This is a genomic window from Mycobacterium noviomagense, assembly GCF_010731635.1.
Taxonomy (GTDB): Bacteria; Actinomycetota; Actinomycetes; order Mycobacteriales; family Mycobacteriaceae; genus Mycobacterium; species Mycobacterium noviomagense.
Genome location: NZ_AP022583.1, coordinates 2498182 through 2516990 on the forward strand (window position 1 = coordinate 2498182; position 18809 = coordinate 2516990).

Here is an 18809-nt window from a genome sequence, read left to right on the forward strand (position 1 = left end):
GCAAATTTGGTAGCACAACTGTTAGCCGTTTACCGTAGAAGGCAGTTCGTTGGCGAAAGCAAGGGAGCAGGCCAGGTGATGCTGCCGTGAGCGTCCTGCTCTTCGGGGTTTCACACCGCAGTGCGCCGGTTTCGGTTCTAGAACAGCTGAGCACTGACGAATCCGACCAGATCAAGATCACCGACAGGGTGTTGCAGTCGCCGCTGGTGACCGAGGCGATGGTGCTGTCCACCTGTAACCGGGTCGAGGTCTACGCCGTGGTGGACGCCTTCCACGGCGGCTTGGCGGTGATCGGGCAGGTGCTCGCCGACCACTCCGGTATGTCGCTGGGCGACCTGACCAAATACGCCTACGTCCGCTACAGCGAGGCCGCCGTCGAGCATCTGTTCGCCGTGGCCAGCGGCCTGGATTCGGCGGTGGTCGGCGAACAGCAGGTGCTTGGTCAGGTGCGACGGGCCTATGCCACCGCCGAAGCCAACCGCACAGTGGGCCGCGTGCTGCACGAGCTGGCGCAGCGCGCGCTGGCGGTCGGCAAGCGGGTGCACTCCGAGACCGCGATCGACGCCGCCGGCGCGTCGGTCGTGTCGGTCGCGCTGGGTATGGCCGACAGCAAGCTGGGGAACCTGAGAGGCAAGACCGCCGCGGTGATCGGCGCCGGCGCCATGGGCGCACTGTCCGCGGGACATCTGACCCGCGCCGGTATCGGACACGTCCACGTCGTCAACCGCTCGCTGCCGCGGGCGCAGCGGCTGGCCCGCAAGATCCGCGAGGCGGGCACCGCAGCCGAAGCGATGGGACTTGACCGGCTGCCCGTCGCGCTGGCCGGCGCCGACGTCGTGGTGAGCTGCACCGGGGCGGTGCGCCCAGTGGTGTCGCTGGCCGACGTCTACCACGCCCTGGCCGCTGCCCACCGCGACGAAAATGCCCAGCCGCTGGTCATCTGCGACCTCGGCATGCCCCGCGACGTCGACCCGGCGGTGGCCGGGCTGCCGGGCGTGTGGGTCGTCGACATGGAGCGCGTGCAGCGCGAGCCCTCGGCGCGCGCGGCGGCCGCCGACGCCGAGGCCGCCCGCCACATCGTCGCTGCCGAAGTGGCCACGTACTTGGCCGGCCAGCGGATGGCCGAGGTCACCCCGACGGTGACCGCGCTGCGCCAACGGGCCGCCGACGTGGTCGACGCCGAGTTGCTGCGCCTGGAAAACCGGCTCCCGGGGCTTGACGCCGCCCAGCGCGACGAGGTTGCCCGCACCGTGCGGCGTGTGGTGGACAAGCTGCTGCACGCGCCCACCGTGCGGATCAAGCAACTGGCCAGCGCGCCCGGCGGCGACAGCTACGCCGAGGCGCTGCGCGAGCTCTTCGAACTCGATCAGACAGCAGTCGACGCAGTCGCCACCGCAGGCGAATTACTCGACGTGACAAGTGAATTCGAAGCCGATACCACCCGCGCGGGGGGCACCGGTGGCCGACCCGCGTCTGCCGAGTAGCCGTTGGGCTGACGTGATCCGGATAGGCACCCGGGGCAGCAGGTTGGCCACCACTCAGGCCGGTACCGTCCGCGACGCCCTCGTCGCCAATGGCCACGCCGCGGAGTTGGTGACGATCACCACCGAGGGCGACCGGTCCAGTGAACCCATCGCCACCCTGGGGGTCGGTGTGTTCACCACTGCGTTGCGCGAGGCCATCGAGGAGCGCCGCGTCGACGCCGCCGTGCACTCGCACAAGGATTTGCCCACGGCCGACGACCCGCGGTTCGTGGTGGCAGCGATACCGCCGCGTGAAGACCCACGGGACGCCGTGGTGGCCCGCGATGGGCGGGTGCTGGCCGAGTTGCCGAGCGGCTCCGTGGTGGGCACCTCGTCCCCGCGGCGGGCCGCGCAGCTTAGAGCATTGGGTCTCGGTTTGGAAATCCGCCCCCTACGAGGCAACCTAGATACCAGGTTGAGCAGGGTAAGCAGCGGTGATCTTGACGCAGTCGTGGTGGCCCGGGCCGGTCTGGCCCGGTTGGGCCGCCTCGACGACGTCACCGAGACGTTGGAGCCGGTGCAGATGTTGCCGGCGCCGGCTCAAGGTGCGCTCGCCGTCGAGTGCCGTGCCGATGACACGGAGCTGGCGGCACTGTTGGCGGAGCTCGACGACGCCGACACCCGCGCCGCGGTCACCGCGGAGCGGGCTCTGCTGGCCGAGCTGGAGGCAGGTTGCTCCGCACCGGTGGGTGCGATCGCCGAGGTGGTCGAGTCCATCGACGAGGACGGCCGCGTCTTCGAGGAGCTGTCGCTGCGCGGCTGCGTGGCGGCGCTGGACGGATCCGACGTGATCCGCGCGTCCGGTATCGGCAGTCCCGATCGGGCCCGAGAGCTTGGGCTCTCGGTGGCCGCGGAACTGTTCGCGCTGGGTGCACGGGAACTCATGTCGGGCGCGCGGTGAGAGCAGCCGTGCGAGGAAGCAACGGGGAGTAGCAAGTGAGCGTGCGAGGGCGTAAGCCGAAGCCGGGCCGCATTATGTTTGTGGGCTCAGGCCCCGGAGACCCGGGCCTGTTGACGACGCGGGCGGCCAGCGTGCTGGCCAACGCCGCCCTGGTGTTCACTGACGCCGACGTGCCGGAGGCGGTACAGGCGATGATCGGCACCGAGCTGCCGCCGGTGTCCGGGCCGGCGCCGGCCGACGCCGCAGGGGCCACCGAGTCCGAGGCCCCGACGGCGGTCGTGTCGGTCGGACCCGACATCCGGCCCGCGCTGGGTGAACCCGCCGAGGTAGCCAAGACGTTGATCGCCGAGGCCCGTTCCGGAGCCGACGTGGTGCGGCTGGTCAGCGGTGATCCGCTGGAAGTCGATGCGGTGATCAGCGAGGTCAACGCCGTGGCACGGGCGCATCTGCAGTTCGAGATCGTGCCCGGGCTGGCCGCCAGCGCCGCGGTGCCGACGTACGCGGGCCTGCCGTTGGGCTCGTCGCACACCGTCGCCGACGTGCGCGGCGACGTGGACTGGGCGGCGCTGGCCGCCGCCCCGGGGCCGCTGATCCTGCAAGCCACCGCCTCGCACCTGACCGACGCGGCGCGCACCCTGATCGACTACGGGCTGGCCGAATCGACGCCGTGCGTCGTCACCGCAGCCGGCACCACCTGCACCCAGCGCTCGGTGGAGACCACGCTGCATGCGCTGACCGACGGGGCCGTTCTGGGCGGCGCCGATCCGGCCGGGCCGCTGACCGGCCCGCTGGTCGCGACGATCGGCAAGACCGTCGCCAACCGCGCCAAGCTCAACTGGTGGGAAAGCCGCGCCCTGTACGGCTGGACGGTGCTGGTGCCCCGGACCAAAGACCAGGCCGGCGAGATGAGCGAACGGCTGGCGTCCTACGGCGCGCTGCCGATCGAGGTGCCGACCATCGCGGTCGAGCCGCCGCGCAGCCCCGCGCAGATGGAACGGGCGGTCAAGGGCCTGGTCGACGGCCGCTTCCAGTGGGTGGTGTTCACCTCCACCAACGCCGTGCGCGCGGTGTGGGAGAAGTTCGGCGAATTCGGGCTCGACGCCCGCGCGTTCTCCGGGGTGAAGATCGCCTGCGTGGGCGAGGCCACCGCCGACCGGGTCCGCGCGTTCGGGGTCAGCCCCGAGCTGGTGCCCTCGGGCGAGCAGTCGTCGCTGGGCCTGCTCGACGAATTCCCGCCGTACGACAGCGTTTTCGACCCGGTGAACCGGGTATTGCTGCCGCGTGCCGACATCGCCACCGAGACACTGGCCGAGGGACTGCGGGAACGCGGCTGGGAGATCGAGGACGTCACCGCGTATCGCACCGTGCGGGCTGCGCCGCCGCCGGCGGAGACCCGCGAAATGATCAAGACCGGTGGTTTCGACGCGGTGTGCTTCACGTCGAGTTCGACCGTGCGCAACCTGGTCGGGATCGCCGGCAAGCCGCACGCGCGGACCATCGTCGCCTGCATCGGACCCAAGACGGCCGAAACCGCCGCGGAGTTCGGCCTGCGGGTCGACGTGCAGCCGGAGACCGCCGCGGTGGGTCCCTTGGTCGATGCGCTGGCCGAGCATGCCGCCCGGCTGCGCGCCGAGGGCGCGCTGCCACCGCCACGTAAGAAGAGCCGCAGGCGCTAGTGGTTGCCGGGCGGCCGAGCGTGCGTGTTTGCACACCGACACGCCGTCGGCGCTGGCATTCTGCGCACGCTCGCGGCCATGGAGGCGCGCGATGAACGCGGGCGCATACCCGCGGCAGCGTCCGCGTCGGCTTCGCTCGACTCCGGCGATGCGTCGGCTGGTAGCCCAAACCTCGCTGGAGCCAAGGCATTTGGTGCTGCCGATGTTTGTCGCCGACGGCATCGACGAGCCCCGCCCGATCGCCTCGATGCCCGGCGTCGTGCAGCACACCCGCGAGTCGCTGCGGGCCGCCGCCGCCGCCGCGGTGGCGGCCGGAGTGGGCGGGCTGATGCTGTTCGGCGTTCCGCGCGACGAGGACAAGGACGCGTCGGGGTCGGTCGGGACCGACCCGGACGGCATCCTCAATGCCGCGCTGCGCGATTTGGCCAAGGATCTCGGGGACGCCACCGTGCTGATGGCCGATACGTGCCTGGACGAGTTCACCGACCACGGGCACTGCGGTGTCCTGGACGCCTCAGGGCGGGTTGACAATGACGCCACCTTGGCCAGATATTCGGAACTGGCTGTGCGGCAAGCTGATTCGGGTGCTCATGTGGTCGGGCCGAGCGGGATGATGGACGGTCAGGTGGCCGCGATCCGCGACGGCCTGGACGCCGCCGGCCATACCGACGTGGTGATCCTGGCGTATGCGGCCAAGTTCGCGTCGGCGTTTTACGGCCCGTTCCGTGAGGCGGTGAGCTCGAGCCTGTCGGGTGACCGCCGCACTTATCAGCAGGAGCCCGGCAACGCCCGCGAGGCGCTGCGCGAGGTGGAGCTAGACCTCGACGAGGGCGCCGACATCGTGATGGTCAAACCCGCGATGGGCTACCTCGACGTCGTGGCCGCCGCGGCGGCTATTTCGCCGGTGCCGGTGGCCGCTTACCAGGTGTCGGGGGAGTACGCGATGATCTCGGCGGCGGCCGCCAACGGGTGGATCGACCGGCGCGCCGCCGTGCTGGAGTCGCTGACCAGCATCCGGCGAGCCGGCGCCGACATCGTGCTGACGTATTGGGCCGCTGAGGCGGTGGCCTGGCTGTCGTGACGGATCCGCAGCGGTGGCCAGAGCCGCCAGCCCCGCATGAGCCGGAGCCGCCGGCACCGCATGAGCCGTCGATTCCGCCTGAGCCGCATGGCCCGTCGTCGCCTCCAAACCCGCATGGTCCGTCGTCGCCTCCGGACCCGCAGGGCCCCTCGTCGCCGCCGGAGCCGCCACGCTGGCCGGGTACGCCGCCCGGACCGCCCGGATGGCCCACACCTCCTGGTGCACCCGGGGGCCCCACCCCGCCCGGTGCGCCGACCCCGCCCGAGCGGCCTTCGCGTCCGGTGGACGTCGATACCGGCTTTTGGCTGTGGCTGACCGCGCTGCCGCTGCTGGTGGTCGGCTATGTCGTGGACATGCTCGCCTCGCACATCGGTCACGGGTCGCCGGTGCTTTACGCCGCCTCCGGGTTGCTCACGGCCGTTGTGCTGGTGATCGTCGTAACGTTTCTGCTGCTGATGCGCGCCGGGTATCGCTGGGCCCGCACCCTGCTGACCGGCGGTGGGGTGGCCACCGTCGTCTACGTGGTGAGCCGGTTGTTCAGCGGGGAGTGGCCACCGGTCGTGGCCGTGGTTTGCGCGGTGAGCGGCATCGTGGGCTCGGTGTTGATCGCCGGCGGTGTTGTGCTGCTGCACCGCCGAGACGCCCACAACTACTTCACTCGGTGAATAGGATCCGAGCTTCAGCTGCAGCACGTCGCAACGAGGTGGCCTGCCTACTCCGCGGCACCGGCACCGGCGTTACGCTGAGCCAACCATGAGCGCAGCCGAACAATCTGGCACCGATCGCGAACCCAAGCGGTTGTTCTACGAGCCCGGCGCCACCTGGTACTGGGTGTTGGCCGGTCCTGCCACGGCGCTGGCCATGCTGTTCATCGAGAAATCCGCCGGCTACGGGTGGCAGGTAGTGGTCCCGCTGGTCTTTTTGGTACTGGTGTCCGGATTCCTTGCCATACAGGTCAAAGCGGCTCGTATCCATACCTCAGTCGACTTGACCGAACAGACCCTGCGCCAAGGCACCGAGACCATCAACGTGGCCGAGATCGTCAAGGTCTATCCGGAAGCGGAGCATGCGCCGGACTCCGGGGAACCGCTGCAGCGCTGGCAGACAGCGCGGGCACTTGGGGAGCTGGTCGGGGTGCCACGCGGCCGGGTCGGCATCGGTCTCAAGCTCACCCACGGGCGCATCGCACAGGCCTGGGCACGACGGCACCGGCACCTGCGCGCGGCGCTCACGCCATTGGTCGAGGAGCGCGTCGGCCCCGACGGGTTCGACGACCCGCAAGATCACGGCGACGACGCCGGGTCGAAGTGGTGAGTGCCCGCAGTCGCGCGGTCACAGAACTCGCAATCGCTTGCGCCGCAGTCCTGGGTTGCGCGCTGAGCTGGTCGCAGGTCCGATCCACCGTGCAGGTCGCCCCAGTCGCCGAGGGCCAGCCCGTCACCACGTCGGTGGTCTACGATCCTCCGCTGTTGCTGTTGACGTTGCTGCTGGCCACCGTCGCCGGGGTGCTCGCCGTCGTCGGCGCCGCCCGGCTGCGGCGAGCGCAGAAAAGCGACGAATAACGTTCAGCGGCCGGCCAAAGCGCGGTCGGCCAGCGCGCCGATCACCGGTGCCAGCGTCTGCGCGTACTCGATCGTCACGTGGTTGTCGTCGCGGTACACCAGGTCGTTGCCGACGATCGCCGGGCAGCGCTCACGGGTGCAAAACAGCTCGGTCAGGTCGGCGTAGCGGCCGCCGCCGGCGGTCGTTGCCGCCTGTTCCGCGGCGATGCCGGCGTCGTTGACCGCACTCGACCGCGGCGGCGAGCACGCGGTGGCGTCATCGAGGTGAGCCGACAGGCAGGTCGGCACCGTCGAATGCGGGTCGGGAATCGGCCCTAGCACAAGCACGTTCGCGCCCGTCGCGAGCAGCTGTGCCACCATGCGGGTGATGCCGTCGATCCATGCCGGGTCGTAGGACGTAAAGCCGAAGTCCGCGCCGTAGCGCCGCGACATGCTCACCACGATCAGCCGTGGATGCTCGGCCCGTAGCCGGGCCATGATGTCGGCGCGCCACTGCTCGCATTCGGTGTACTGGCGGCCCAGATACGGGCTGGTGATCGGCAGGTCCATCAGCGGGCAGGTCACCTTGCCCAGCGTCTCCAACCGCCAGTGCCGTTGCTCGGCGAGCTGCGCCAAGGCCGGGTTCCACATCGCGGCATGCGAATCGCCGGCCAGCGCCACGGTGGTCGGCGACGCAAGATCGCCTGTGGCGCATTCGCTTTGGCCGACATCCCGCCACGAGCGCACGCAGCCGTTGACGAACACCGCCGGCTTGTCGGCCGGCGCTTCGGCAAGCGGCGGGGTGAGATTCGACGGCACCGCTTTGAGGCCGGCCGACGCGGCGACCGCAGCCTGCGCCTGCGCGAACCCCTGCTGCACGGCCGCGTCACGGGGGTCGACAGGGCTCGCCGCCGGCGGCGTCGTCACGCTGATCTTCGGTGCCGCGGCCGCCATCCCGCGACCGACCGGAACCGGCACGAGGATCAGCAGGATTACGCCGGCGCAGACGGCGACCGCGGTGGCCGCCGCGCCGAGCGCCAGGCTGCGGGCCGCCGATCGGCGGATGGGAGCGACGAAACGAGCGGGGTTCTCGACCAGGTGCAGCGTCAGCACCGCCAACCCGGCGGAGACGATCACCGCCGCGAGCTTGCCCGCCAAGCCCGAAGCCGAACCCAGCAGCGGCGGCATCAGCAGCAGCACCGGCCAGTGCCAGAGGTACCAGGAGTAGGACACCCGCCCGATCGCGCGCATCCCCGGCAGCGACAGCACCCGACCGGCGCCCAGCCGGCTTTCGGCGCATCCGGCGCCGATCACCAGCGCCGTGCCCAGCACCGGCAGCAGCCCAGCGGTCCCCGGGTAGGGCGTGGCCGCACCCAGCACGTGGCAGGTCAGCAGGATCAGCGCCAGCCCGCCCCATCCCGCGATCGCCGCGGGCAGCGCGGGCAGTCTCCGCCACTGCCCGGCCGAAAGCGCCACCAAACCGCCTGCCGCCAACTCCCAGGCCCGGGTCGGCAGCGAGAAGAACGCCCACGGCGGCGACGTGTGCGTCCAGGCCAGCTCCACGGCGAACGACACCGCCGCCACAACCAGCAGCACCACCAGATACGGGTTCAGCCTCGACGGCGCCCGGACACCGGGCCGGCGGATCAGCCACGCCGTCCCGATGATCAACGCCGGCCATAGCAGATAGAACTGCTCTTCCACCCCCAGCGACCAATAGTGCTGAAACGGCGACGGCGGGGTGTCGGCGGCCAAATAGTCGGTGCCGTGGACAGCGAAGCGGTAATTGCCGACATACAGCGCGCTGGCGATGCCGTCCCCGATGACGCTTCGAGCCTGCAGCGGCGGCAGCAGTAGCGCCGAGCCGATCGCGGTGGCCACGCCGACCGTCGCCGCAGCCGGCAGCAACCGTCGGGCGCGGGCCCCGTAGAAGCGGCCCAACCGAACGGTCCCCGCCGCGGTCACTTCGCGCCACAGCATTCCGGTGATCAGGAACCCGGAGATCACGAAGAAGACGTCGACACCCACATACCCGCCGCTGACGCCGGGCACGTCGGCATGGAACAGCACTACGGCGACCACCGCCACTGCGCGCAGACCCTCGATATCGAGGCGAAATCCCGGCTTCCGTTCGCGCCGCGCCGGCTCGAGCGCGTGGCGCCGGCTGATCGTGTCGGTCTGCGGCAATGTCACCACCTTCGTGGCCGGTCCGGCGTGGGTGTCATTGTTCTCGAAGTGATGGCGCCGCGGCGCCCGTCCCCGGCTTTATGAGGCCAGCCAGGTCAGCTCCCCCGGCAGTTGCTCGCGCCAAAACGATACGTCATGCCCGCCCGCAGAGAAGCTACCGGACGGGGGTGTCCGCAGCTGAGCGACGAATTGCCGGGTGGCCGGGCAGAACCGGTCGCTGGTGCCGCAGTCGACCCGGATCGGGATCGAGGCCAGCGCCGGCAGGCCGAACACGTTGTTGCGCACCCAGTCGTCGTAGCTGTCGAACGCCCCTGGGGTGCTGGCGCTGTATGTCGTCCACAGCGCGGGGCTGACGGCGCAGATCCCGGCCGTGCGTGCCGGGCCGAGCCGGGCGCCCAACAGCAGCGCGCCGTAGCCGCCCATCGACCAGCCGAGAAACCCTACCCGCGAGATGTCCAGCCCTTTGCTCGCCAGCATCGGCAACAGCTCGCCCAGCACCATCGCTCCGGAGTCGTGCCCGTCGGCGCGCCGATGCCAGTAGGTGTTGCCCCCGTCGACGCCGACCACCGCGAACCCGGGGTGCCCTGCCTTGACCAGCTGGGCCAGCACGTCTTCGACGCCGAGGTCGATCACGGTGTTGGCGTTGCCGTCCTTGCCGTGCAACGCGATCACCGGCCGCAGCGGCCCGGTGGGACCAGGTGGCAGCGCCATCACCCAGTTGGTTGTCATGCCGCCCCGCGCCGTCGACACGAACGAGCCGGACAGCCGCGTCGGCGATGTGGCGCCCGCCACCGGCTCGAACGGCGAGGGAGAAGTGGCGGCTTCGCCTGGGTCCAGCAGCGCGTTCACCGCCCAGGTGGCCGTCGCGCCCGCGACGGCGCCGATGCCCAGACGCAGTGCGGCGCGGCGGCTCAGCTGGGGCATGAGCGTGATCATGCCGGGGCGCAGAGCGCTGCCCGCAATGGCACGCCGGATCAGTTATGACACCGTGACCGTCGGCCAGCTGCTCGCACTACCCCGGGATTGGTACAAAGTTCGAAATATGTAACACTGTTGCAGTGACTGAGCTTTTCGAGTTTTCAGGGGCCGAGACCACCGGCCACGACGAGGACGCCTTGCCGCTCGGGCCGGAGTCGCTGGTGTGGCGCTACTTCGGCGACAACCGCATGTTCCTGATCGGGCCACGGCCAGCGGTGCTGCAGAACATGCTGGCCGAACTCGGCCAAGGCGTCCTGGATCATTCGGTGTTCTTCTCCGACACCGCCGCGCGGGTCAAACGCTCGCTGCCGCCGATCTTCATGACCGTCTACGGCGCCGACGACGACCACCCCGGCCAGCAGGTGCGGGACTTTCACCACGACATCAAAGGCCAGATGCCGGAAGGCACGCGCTACCACGCACTGGATCCGGAGATCTATTACTGGGCCCACGCCACGTTCGTCGAGCAGGTCCTCTACTTCGCCGACACCTTCGTCAAGCGGCTCGCCCGTGCCGAAAAGGAACAGATCTACCGCGAGTCCAAGACCTGGTATCGCCGCTACGGGGTCAGCCAGCGCCCGATGCCGGCCGACTACGCCGAGTTCGAACGTTACTGGGACCACATGCTCGACCACGTCGTGGTCGCCCACCCGACAGCCAAATACGGTGTCGGGTATGTCACCAAGGGATTCCCATGTCCCAAGGCGGTGCCCCCGTGGCTGTGGCGGATGGTGGCGATCGTGTTCGACCCGGTCGCGGCGTTCCTGACCACCGGCGGCCTGCCGCCGCGGGCCCGCGAGCTGCTGGGCTTGCCGTGGAGCGAACGGCAGGAACGCCGCTACCAACGCTTCGCCGCGATATGCCGGTCGCGGCCGGTCAACTGGCTGTGGGAGCATCTACCGATGAGGCTGCGCTACAACAGGTTTGCCCGTGCCGGGTACGCCCGGGGCTGATCCCGCCACCCAAGCCATCCTCGACGCAGCCGTCGTCGAGTTCGAGCGCCACGGCTTTCGCCGGGTCGCGCTCGACGACGTGGCCCGGCGCGCCCGGATAAGCCGAACCACGATCTACCGCCGGTTCGCCAACCGTGACGAGCTCGTCGCAGCCGTCATCGACCGCGAGAACGCCGTCCTCTTCGCCGACATCGCCGAAGAGCTGAAAAACCGTCCGCCGCAGTCGAATTACTACGTCGAGGCGTTCACCCTGTCGATCATGCGGTTCCGCCAGCACCGGGTGCTGACCCGGGTGATCGCCGACGAACCCGGGCTGATGCTCGAGCTTGCCCGCCAGCACTACGGCGCCGCGGTGGAGCGGATGGCCGCCGCGCTGCAGGTGATCTTCCCGGACGGATTCGCCGAGCGGATCGGTGCTCAAGCTGTCGACGAGCTGGCTGACACCATCTTGCGCTACGCGGCGATGGTGTTGTTGCTGCCGAGTCGCCAACGGCTCGACACCGCCGACGACGTTCGTGCATTCGCCACCCAGCACTTCCTGCCCAGCCTTCCCGCGGCGTTGCGCGCGGTGCCGGTGTGAGTGCCCGCCTCGGCGTTGCCGGTCGCGCGCCGGATCCCCAAGTGCTAGCGTCCCGTCATGCTGCCCGCGCCAGGACCGTCTAGTCGACGGCCAGACGGCGCTTCAAAGCCCCAACTACATCAAGGGCTTTCGCAGCGCCAGCTGACGATGATCGCCATCGGCGGTGTCATCGGCGCCGGATTCTTCGTCGGATCCGGTGTCGTCATCCGAACCGCGGGCCCCGCCGCATTTTTGACCTATGCACTGTGCGGAGTGCTGATCATCCTGTTGATGCGGATGCTCGGCGAGATGGCCACCGCCAACCCCTCGACCGGATCGTTCGCCGACTACGCGCGAAAAGCGTTGGGCGGCTGGGCCGGCTTCTCGGTGGGCTGGCTGTATTGGTACTACTGGGTGATCGTCGTCGGCTTCGAGGCGGTCGCCGGCGCGAAAGTCATGACCTACTGGTTCCATCTTCCGCTGTGGCTGGTGTCGCTGGTTCTCATGCTGGCGATGACGACGACGAACCTGTTCTCGGTGTCGTCGTTCGGTGAATTCGAATTCTGGTTCGCCGGAATCAAAGTCGCGACCATCGTCGGCTTCCTGGCTCTCGGCACGCTATTCGTGGTGGGGCTGTGGCCCCACCGGCACCTTGACGCTTCCAACCTGAACGCTCACGGCGGGATGTTTCCGCATGGCGCCCACGGCGTCTTCGCGGCCATCGTGGTGGTGATCTTCTCGATGGTCGGTGCGGAAGTGGCAACCATCGCCGCCGGCGAAACACCCAACCCGAAGCGGGTCATTCAGCGGGCAACAAACGCGGTCGCGGCTCGCATCGCGATCTTCTTCGTCGGCTCGGTCTTTCTACTCGTTGTGATCCTGCCGTGGAATTCGGTCGAGGTCGGGGCTTCGCCGTATGTTGCGGCGTTGAAGCACATGGGAATACCGGGCGCGGCTCACACCATGAACGCGATCGTGCTCACCGCGGTGCTGTCCTGTTTGAACTCAGGGCTCTACACCTCGTCGCGGATGTTGTTCGTGCTGGCCGCCCGCCGGGAGGCGCCGGCCCAACTGTTGAAGGTCAGCCGCCGCGGCGTGCCGTACGTCGCAATCGTGTGCTCGTCGCTGGTGGGCTTCGGCTGCGTCCTTATGGCATGGATCGCGCCGGGCACGGTGTTCATCTTCCTGCTCAATTCGTCGGGCGCGATCGTGTTGTTTGTGTACTTGCTGATTGCGTTGTCGCAGATCGTGTTACGCCGGAACACGCCGCCGGAGAAGTTGCCGGTCAAGATGTGGCTGTTTCCCGCGCTGTCGATTCTCACATTGGCAGCGATCGTCGCAGTGCTGGTGCAAATGGCGTTCGATCACGATGCGCGCGACCAGTTTTGGCTGAGCCTGCTCTCCTGGACGGTGGTGGTCGTGGTGTACTTCGGCGACAAATGGTGGCGACGACGGACCGGGCAACCGATGGATCGCGCAGAACCCGCCCTGGTGCCGGAAGCCGACTAAGGCGCTAATTCGTAAAGCAGTACGAATCGCTGGACGCGTCACCACCCTGCAGCCGCACTTGGTGCACCCGCAGCCCGCGAAACTCGTCGCTGTGCGGGAAGAAGCGGGTGTCGGGCACCAGACCGCCGGCAGAGACGTCGGCGTCGAGCTTGGCCATCCACGCACCGACGCCGTCGGGGTAGAACACCTCGTCCCACGCCCCGTACAGCGAGTTGGTGAAGTACACCCGCCGGCCGTCGCGGCTGACCTCGACCATTTGTGGGCCGCCGCGCAGGGGCATGTCCGGCGCCGAGGGGTGCGGCTGGCGTCGCACGATCCCACCGAGCCGCACCGACGCCGTCTCGCGCGGGTGGAACGGGTCGCTGACATCGTATTGCTTGAGTTCTCCTGTCGCCCAGCATGATACGTAGAGCCAGCGATCATCGACCGAAAGGTCGATGTCCGAGACCAGCGGCGGCACCGCGCCAAACGGTTGCAAAGCGGGTGGCAGGCTGCTGGGGTCGGCGGGCTCGGCCGGGATCGTGATGACTTTGTCGACCGCCCACCGATCGCCGGCCCTGTGCCACAGCCACACCGACGCCGACAGATCCTCGACACTGATCACCACGCCGACGAAGCCCCACGCCTTGGTCGGGTCGTGAGCAGGCCGCACTTCGAGCACCATTTGGTGCTGATCACCCAGGTCGACGCGCTGGGTGAGCTTGCGCCCGGACATGCTCCAGAAGTTCAGGTGATGCCCGAACTTGCGGCCGAGCAGATCGTCGGGATTGAGCCCGCTCTCGAGCATCGACGGCGTTGCCCACTCCGATGTCACCACGGTGTCGTGGCGCAGATGCCACCACACGTCGTAGGAAAAGAACTGCGGCCCGTGGTCGGCCTCCCACGGCCCGATCACCTCGAACGTGTCGTGGTCGATCAGCGCGACGCCGCCGGGGCCGTCACTGCCGTTCGCGCCGCCGAGGGCGGACATGAAGATGCCGTCAGGTCCGCAATGCACCGTGTGTGGACGCGAGTATCCGGCTTTGGCGGCAAGCTCACTCGCCTCGATCGTGTGGATCACCTTCGGGTGCATCGCGTCCGGCTTGGTGTCGAGCACGAAGGTGTCCGACGAGCGGATGCCGGGCACGACGAGGTAGCGGCGCTCCAATTCGTGGTGGCCGGCATGGCCCTCATGACACAGCGCACTCGAGCATGCGTTCCACCCGAAGTGGTGCAGTTCGTTGCCGGCCGAAGGAAGTTCGGCCCAGCCGACCACGCTGCCATAGCTCGATGAGCCGGCATCGCAGTCGACTACGGCAAGCGCATCGTTTCTCGTTCGGGCCGGGTCGAACGCAGCAACATAAGCCAACCGCTCGGGCGCGGCGGCGACAGCGGCCGCCGGGCTGCGGTAAAACGTCGGATCGGTTACAGCCATGAGCCGATGATCCTCTGAGCGGCGCCGTCCAGGAGTGCTTTTGCCAGTAGAACCACGAAGTACATCGCCGCCGAAACACCTGTCTCGGACCGCCAGCCGATACTGGCGGCTTACCAGAAAAAGGCCGGCAAGGTCGTCGAGGGGTACTTCCAGAAGCTGCCCGAACCTGCCGACCATCCGGTGTTCGCGCTCACCCAGACGAACTGAGCGGCACCAGCCTGCGCGACCACTGCGCTAACCGCGACGGTTGCGGATGCCATGGCTGCCGATCCGCGGCCGGCCAGGCGTAGCAGGGCGTTCCGTCGCAAATGAACCGCCGCAGGTCCGCAATGCCGAGTTCATCCGCGGACCAGTGGTAAAGGCGACGCGCTCTTGGCTCGATGATTCCGATGTCGAGCAGGTGCCCGAAGCCGTGTTCGGCCTCGATGAACGGTGTGACGTCCTCACCCAATGGGTAGCGATCCGGCAGCACCCGCGAGAGGGACAGGAAGATGCCGGTGATACCCAGCCGGGGGTCGCCGAGGAGCCGACCGGCAGGGGCGAGCCATCCGAGCGCCAGTCGCGGCGCGGCGACCAGCGCGTGGGTGTACAGCACCCGGACCAGCACCAGGTTGATGAAGAAGCGTTCCACGCGGCTCTCGGCAGCCGCCAGCTGTTCGTGTTCGAGGTACGCGCTGACGACGCTCATGTTGTGTGCCCGGTACCAACTCCCAGCGCTCGGATGTCGGATGAACTCCAGCCACGCGGAGACCGTCGGTGAACTCGGAGACCCGGGACTTCCGAAGGCCAGGGCACGGGCTTCGCAGCCGTCGTGCAAGAGCCGTTCGTTCATCGCGCGCCACCATGGACTCCCCGGCGTCGGTGAGTCGGGCGGATTGAGCAGCCCACGCCGCAACTGCCATTTCATGAAAGCTGATGCGGCCTGACGGTAGGGCAAATAGCCGCGGTCCACGTGCGACGGCACCCGATACGACTTCCGCATCAGGGCAAGCCGCCCGCCCGGGTCGTCGCGGACGGCGTCCACCTTGGCTAACGCGATCGCGCTGGCCGATTGCCGGGTCACCAGTCGATTGTGGCAACGGCGGAGCGCCGGGGCAGTGCTGCACTATTACACCCCGTAGTGGAGCGCATCGCGGCAGCTGGGACACTAGTCGTCGTGGGTAGTACTGACCGGGTGGCCGCAGAAACGGCGGTTTCCGCGATGCTGTTCGACGGCGCCTGTGCCGTCATTCCCGGCGGAGTGAACTCCCCGGTGCGCGCGTTCACGGCGGTCGGCGGCACGCCCCGGTTCATCACCGAGGCGAGCGGCTGCTGGCTCACCGACGCCGACGGCAACCGCTATGTGGATCTGGTCTGCTCCTGGGGCCCGATGATCCTGGGCCACGCGCACCCGGCGGTGGTCGACGCCGTGCAGAAAGCCGCCGCCGGCGGGTTGTCGTTCGGGGCGCCGACGCCCGCGGAAACCGAGCTGGCCACCGAGATCATCAGCCGGGTGCCCGCGGTCGAGCGGATCCGGATGGTCAACTCCGGCACCGAAGCCACGATGAGCGCGGTCCGGCTGGCCCGCGGGTTCACCGGCCGCGCCAAGATCGTCAAGTTCGCCGGCTGCTACCACGGACACGTCGACGCATTGCTCGCCGACGCCGGCTCCGGGGTGGCGACGCTCGGGCTTCCGTCTACGCCCGGCGTCACCGGCGCCACCGCAGCAGACACAATCGTCTTGCCTTACAACGACTTCGACGCCGTGCAGCAGACATTCGACCGGTTCGGCGACGAGATCGCCGCAGTGATCACCGAGGCCAGCCCGGGCAACATGGGCGTGGTCCCGCCCGCAGCCGGATTCAACGCAAAACTACGCACGATCACCGCCGAGCACGGCGCGCTGCTGATCGTCGACGAGGTGATGACCGGTTTTCGGGTCAGCCGAAGTGGTTGGTACGGAATCGATCCGGTGACGGCCGACCTGTTCACGTTCGGCAAGGTGATGAGCGGCGGGCTGCCCGCTGCCGCGTTCGGCGGGCGCGCCGAGGTGATGGAACGGCTGGCACCGCTGGGGCCGGTGTATCAGGCCGGCACGCTGTCCGGGAACCCGGTAGCGACCGCGGCCGGACTGGCGACGTTGCGGGCCGCCGACGACGCGGTCTATGCCGCGCTGGACGCCAACGCCGACCGGCTGGCCGGGCTGCTGTCCGAAGCACTGACCAAAGCCGATGTGCCGCATCAAATTCCGAGAGCTGGCAACATGTTGAGCGTATTTTTCGCCGACGAACCCGTAACCGATTTCGCGTCCGCGCGGGTCAGCCAAACCTGGCGGTACCCGCCGTTCTTCCACGCCCTACTAGACGCTGGCGTGTATCCGCCCTGCAGCGCGTTCGAGACATGGTTCGTCTCGGCCGCGCTCGACGACGCGGCGTTCGACCGGATCGCCGACGCCCTGCCCGCCGCCGCCCACGCCGCCGCCGAGGAGCCAAAACCCTGATGGCCGAACACACCCGAATCCACTTGGTCCGCCACGGCGAGGTCTACAACCCCACCGGCGTCCTCTATGGTCGGCTGGCCGAATTCCACTTGTCCGACAAGGGCAAGCAGCAGGCGCAGGCCGTCGCCGATGCGCTCGCCGACCACGACATCGTCGCCGTGATCGCCTCTCCGCTCGAGCGCGCCCAGGAGACGGCGGCACCGATCGCTGCCCGCCACGCCCTGCCCGTCGACACCGACGGCGACCTCATCGAATCGACGAATTTCCTTCAAGGCAAGCGCGTCTCGCCCGGCGACGGCGCATGGCGGGATCCGCGAGTCTGGTGGCAACTGCGCAACCCGTTCAAGCCGTCGTGGGGTGAGCCCTACCGGCAGATCGCAGCCCGGATGACGACCGCGGTGGACAAGGCGCGCGCCCGCGCCGCCGGGCATGAGGCGGTGTGCGTCAGCCACCAACTGCCGATCTGGACGCTGCGGCAGCATCTGACCGGCAGGCGGCTTTGGCACGACCCGCGCCGGCGAGAATGCGCAATCGCGTCAATCACCACCCTGGTCTATGACGGCGACCGCTTGCTCGACGTCGAGTATTGGCAACCGGCGGGGTGTTGAGCATGCTGCGGCTGGCCGTCGCGGCGGCCGTGGCAGTCGGCCTGCTCGCCGGCTGCGCCCGTGGCGACGACGCGGTCGCCCAGGGCGGCACCTTCGAATTTGTTGCCCCAGGCGGCAAAACCGACCTCTTCTACGACCCGCCCGACCATCGCGGTCGACCCGGCCCAGTCACCGGGCCCGATCTGATGGATCCCTCACACACGTTGTCGCTCAACGACTTTCCCGGCAAGGTCGTCGTCATCAACATCTGGGGGCAGTGGTGCGGGCCATGTCGCGCCGAGGCCAGCCAACTGCAGCGGGTGTATGACGCCACCCGTAGCCAAGGCGTGTCCCTGCTCGGCATCGACGTCCGCGACAACAACCGGCAGGCGGCCCAGGATTTCGTCAAAGACCATGCGGTGACCTATCCGTCGATCTACGACCCGGCCATGCGCACCATGCTCGCGTTCGGCGGCAAGTACCCGACCACCGTCATCCCGTCGACGCTGGTGCTCGACCGCCAGCACCGAGTGGCCGCGGTGTTCCTCCGAGAACTGCTGGCCGAGGACCTGCAGCCCGTGGTGCAGCGAGTCGCGGCCGAACAACAGACCACACCGGGACCGCAATGACCGGGTTTGCGCACATCGCCGCCGCCGGGCCGCTGGTGCTGGCGCTGGCGGTGTGCGTCTTGGCGGGACTGGTGTCGTTTGCCTCGCCGTGCGTGGTGCCGCTGGTGCCCGGATACCTGTCGTACCTGGCCGCGGTGGTCGGGGTCGAAGAACAACCCGGCGCGGTCAAAGCCCCGCCGGCCGCGCGCTGGCGGGTAGCCGGCTCGGCGGCGTTGTTCGTCGCCGGGTTCACCGCGGTGTTCGTGCTGGGCACCGTCGCCGTACTGGGCATGACCACCACGCTGATTAGTAACCAGTTGCTGCTGCAGCGGGTCGGGGGAGTGGTGACCATCGTGATGGGGCTGGTGTTCGTTGGCTTGATCCCGGCCCTGCAGCGCCAAGCCCGCTTCACGCCGCGGCAGCTGTCGACGGTCGCCGGGGCGCCGCTGCTGGGCGCGGTATTCGCGCTCGGCTGGACACCGTGCCTGGGCCCGACGCTGACCGGGGTGATCACCGTCGCCTCGGCCACCCAGGGCGCCGACGTGGCGCGCGGCATCGTGCTGGTGATCGCCTACTGCCTGGGTCTCGGTGTCCCGTTCGTGTTGCTGGCGTTCGGGTCGGCGTCCGCGGTGGCCGGGCTGGGCTGGCTGCGCCGCCACACGCGGGCCATCCAGATTTTCGGCGGCGTGCTGCTGGTCGCGGTCGGCGCGGCGCTGGTCACCGGTGCCTGGAACGACTTCGTCTCGTGGCTGCGCGACGCGCTGGTGTCCGACGTGAGGTTGCCGGTCTAGTGGCGCGAGCAGACGCAAAAGC

General features: G+C 68.8%; 18 protein-coding genes. 14 read left to right on the plus strand and 4 right to left on the minus strand.

Annotated elements, in window-relative coordinates:
- Positions 1-86: 86 nt before the first annotated feature.
- The 7 genes from G6N15_RS11505 to G6N15_RS11535 all read left to right on the plus strand — a co-directional run bounded on the left by G6N15_RS11505 (position 87) and on the right by G6N15_RS11535 (position 6743).
- Positions 87-1484 carry a glutamyl-tRNA reductase gene (locus tag G6N15_RS11505; RefSeq protein ID WP_083089827.1) on the plus strand — a complete coding sequence of 466 codons (1398 nt, stop codon included), beginning with the start codon at positions 87-89 and terminating at the stop codon, positions 1482-1484.
- A 13-nt stretch (positions 1485-1497) separates the two neighbouring features.
- Complete coding sequence (gene hemC, locus G6N15_RS11510) at positions 1498-2424, plus strand: hydroxymethylbilane synthase (protein WP_083089842.1); 927 nt, start codon at positions 1498-1500, stop codon at positions 2422-2424.
- A 74-nt stretch (positions 2425-2498) separates the two neighbouring features.
- Entirely contained in the window at positions 2499-4100 is a 1602-nt protein-coding gene (locus G6N15_RS11515) for a bifunctional uroporphyrinogen-III C-methyltransferase/uroporphyrinogen-III synthase (protein ID WP_083089826.1), read from the plus strand.
- 91 nt (positions 4101-4191) lie between these two features.
- Positions 4192-5181 carry a porphobilinogen synthase gene (gene hemB / locus G6N15_RS11520; RefSeq protein ID WP_083089825.1) on the plus strand — a complete coding sequence of 330 codons (990 nt, stop codon included), beginning with the start codon at positions 4192-4194 and terminating at the stop codon, positions 5179-5181.
- Positions 5182-5513: 332 nt separating this feature from the next.
- The gene (locus tag G6N15_RS23805; protein ID WP_163748313.1) at positions 5514-5846 is read left to right on the plus strand and encodes a hypothetical protein; all 333 of its coding nucleotides are present in this window, start codon (positions 5514-5516) and stop codon (positions 5844-5846) included.
- 88 nt (positions 5847-5934) lie between these two features.
- Positions 5935-6495, plus strand: coding sequence for a DUF3093 domain-containing protein (locus tag G6N15_RS11530; RefSeq protein ID WP_083089181.1), 561 nt, complete (start codon positions 5935-5937; stop codon positions 6493-6495).
- Positions 6492-6743: a hypothetical protein gene (locus tag G6N15_RS11535; protein ID WP_083089220.1), complete on the plus strand. Its 252-nt coding sequence runs from the start codon at positions 6492-6494 to the stop codon at positions 6741-6743. Before G6N15_RS11530 ends, G6N15_RS11535 begins: the two co-directional genes overlap by 4 nt.
- 3 nt (positions 6744-6746) lie before the next feature.
- Here G6N15_RS11535 and G6N15_RS11540 read toward each other — a convergent pair whose 3' ends face one another.
- Positions 6747-8891 carry an acyltransferase family protein gene (locus G6N15_RS11540; RefSeq protein ID WP_232070454.1) on the minus strand — a complete coding sequence of 715 codons (2145 nt, stop codon included), beginning with the start codon at positions 8889-8891 and terminating at the stop codon, positions 6747-6749.
- Between the two features lie 96 nt (positions 8892-8987).
- Positions 8988-9833, minus strand: a complete 846-nt coding sequence (locus tag G6N15_RS11545) for an alpha/beta hydrolase (RefSeq protein ID WP_083089221.1) — start codon at positions 9831-9833, stop codon at positions 8988-8990.
- 134 nt (positions 9834-9967) lie between these two features.
- On the opposite strand from G6N15_RS11545, the gene G6N15_RS11550 reads away from it, so the two are divergent.
- Genes G6N15_RS11550 through G6N15_RS11560 form a run of 3 tightly spaced genes read left to right on the plus strand, consistent with a single transcriptional unit; the run spans position 9968 to position 12908 of the window.
- On the plus strand, positions 9968-10840 hold the full coding sequence (locus G6N15_RS11550) for an oxygenase MpaB family protein (RefSeq protein WP_083089182.1): 873 nt from the start codon (positions 9968-9970) through the stop codon (positions 10838-10840).
- The gene (locus G6N15_RS11555) at positions 10818-11420 is read left to right on the plus strand and encodes a TetR/AcrR family transcriptional regulator (protein WP_083089183.1); all 603 of its coding nucleotides are present in this window, start codon (positions 10818-10820) and stop codon (positions 11418-11420) included. Before G6N15_RS11550 ends, G6N15_RS11555 begins: the two co-directional genes overlap by 23 nt.
- Positions 11421-11477: 57 nt before the next feature.
- Positions 11478-12908 (plus strand): amino acid permease, encoded by a 1431-nt coding sequence (locus G6N15_RS11560; RefSeq protein ID WP_083089184.1) that lies wholly within the window; start codon positions 11478-11480, stop codon positions 12906-12908.
- 4 nt (positions 12909-12912) lie between these two features.
- Here the strand turns inward: G6N15_RS11560 and G6N15_RS11565 are convergent, their stop codons facing one another.
- Together G6N15_RS11565 and G6N15_RS11570 are read right to left on the minus strand one after the other, a co-directional pair.
- Positions 12913-14322: a selenium-binding protein SBP56-related protein gene (locus tag G6N15_RS11565; protein ID WP_083089185.1), complete on the minus strand. Its 1410-nt coding sequence runs from the start codon at positions 14320-14322 to the stop codon at positions 12913-12915.
- Between the two features lie 190 nt (positions 14323-14512).
- A complete protein-coding gene (locus tag G6N15_RS11570; RefSeq protein WP_232070205.1) occupies positions 14513-15385 on the minus strand; it encodes a hypothetical protein in 873 nt (290 codons plus the stop codon).
- Between the two features lie 138 nt (positions 15386-15523).
- Here G6N15_RS11570 and hemL point away from each other — a divergent pair, with 138 nt between their 5' ends.
- From hemL to G6N15_RS11590, 4 genes are read left to right on the plus strand one after another with little or no spacing between them, the layout of a single operon-like run.
- Complete coding sequence (gene hemL, locus G6N15_RS11575; protein WP_139797968.1) at positions 15524-16801, plus strand: glutamate-1-semialdehyde 2,1-aminomutase; 1278 nt, start codon at positions 15524-15526, stop codon at positions 16799-16801.
- Positions 16801-17409 carry a histidine phosphatase family protein gene (locus tag G6N15_RS11580; RefSeq protein ID WP_083089188.1) on the plus strand — a complete coding sequence of 203 codons (609 nt, stop codon included), beginning with the start codon at positions 16801-16803 and terminating at the stop codon, positions 17407-17409. Before hemL ends, G6N15_RS11580 begins: the two co-directional genes overlap by 1 nt.
- Positions 17410-17411: 2 nt before the next feature.
- Entirely contained in the window at positions 17412-18017 is a 606-nt protein-coding gene (locus G6N15_RS11585) for a TlpA disulfide reductase family protein (protein ID WP_083089189.1), read from the plus strand.
- The gene (locus tag G6N15_RS11590; RefSeq protein WP_083089190.1) at positions 18014-18787 is read left to right on the plus strand and encodes a cytochrome c biogenesis CcdA family protein; all 774 of its coding nucleotides are present in this window, start codon (positions 18014-18016) and stop codon (positions 18785-18787) included. The genes G6N15_RS11585 and G6N15_RS11590 overlap by 4 nt, the downstream gene beginning before the upstream one ends.
- Positions 18788-18809 lie beyond the last annotated feature (22 nt).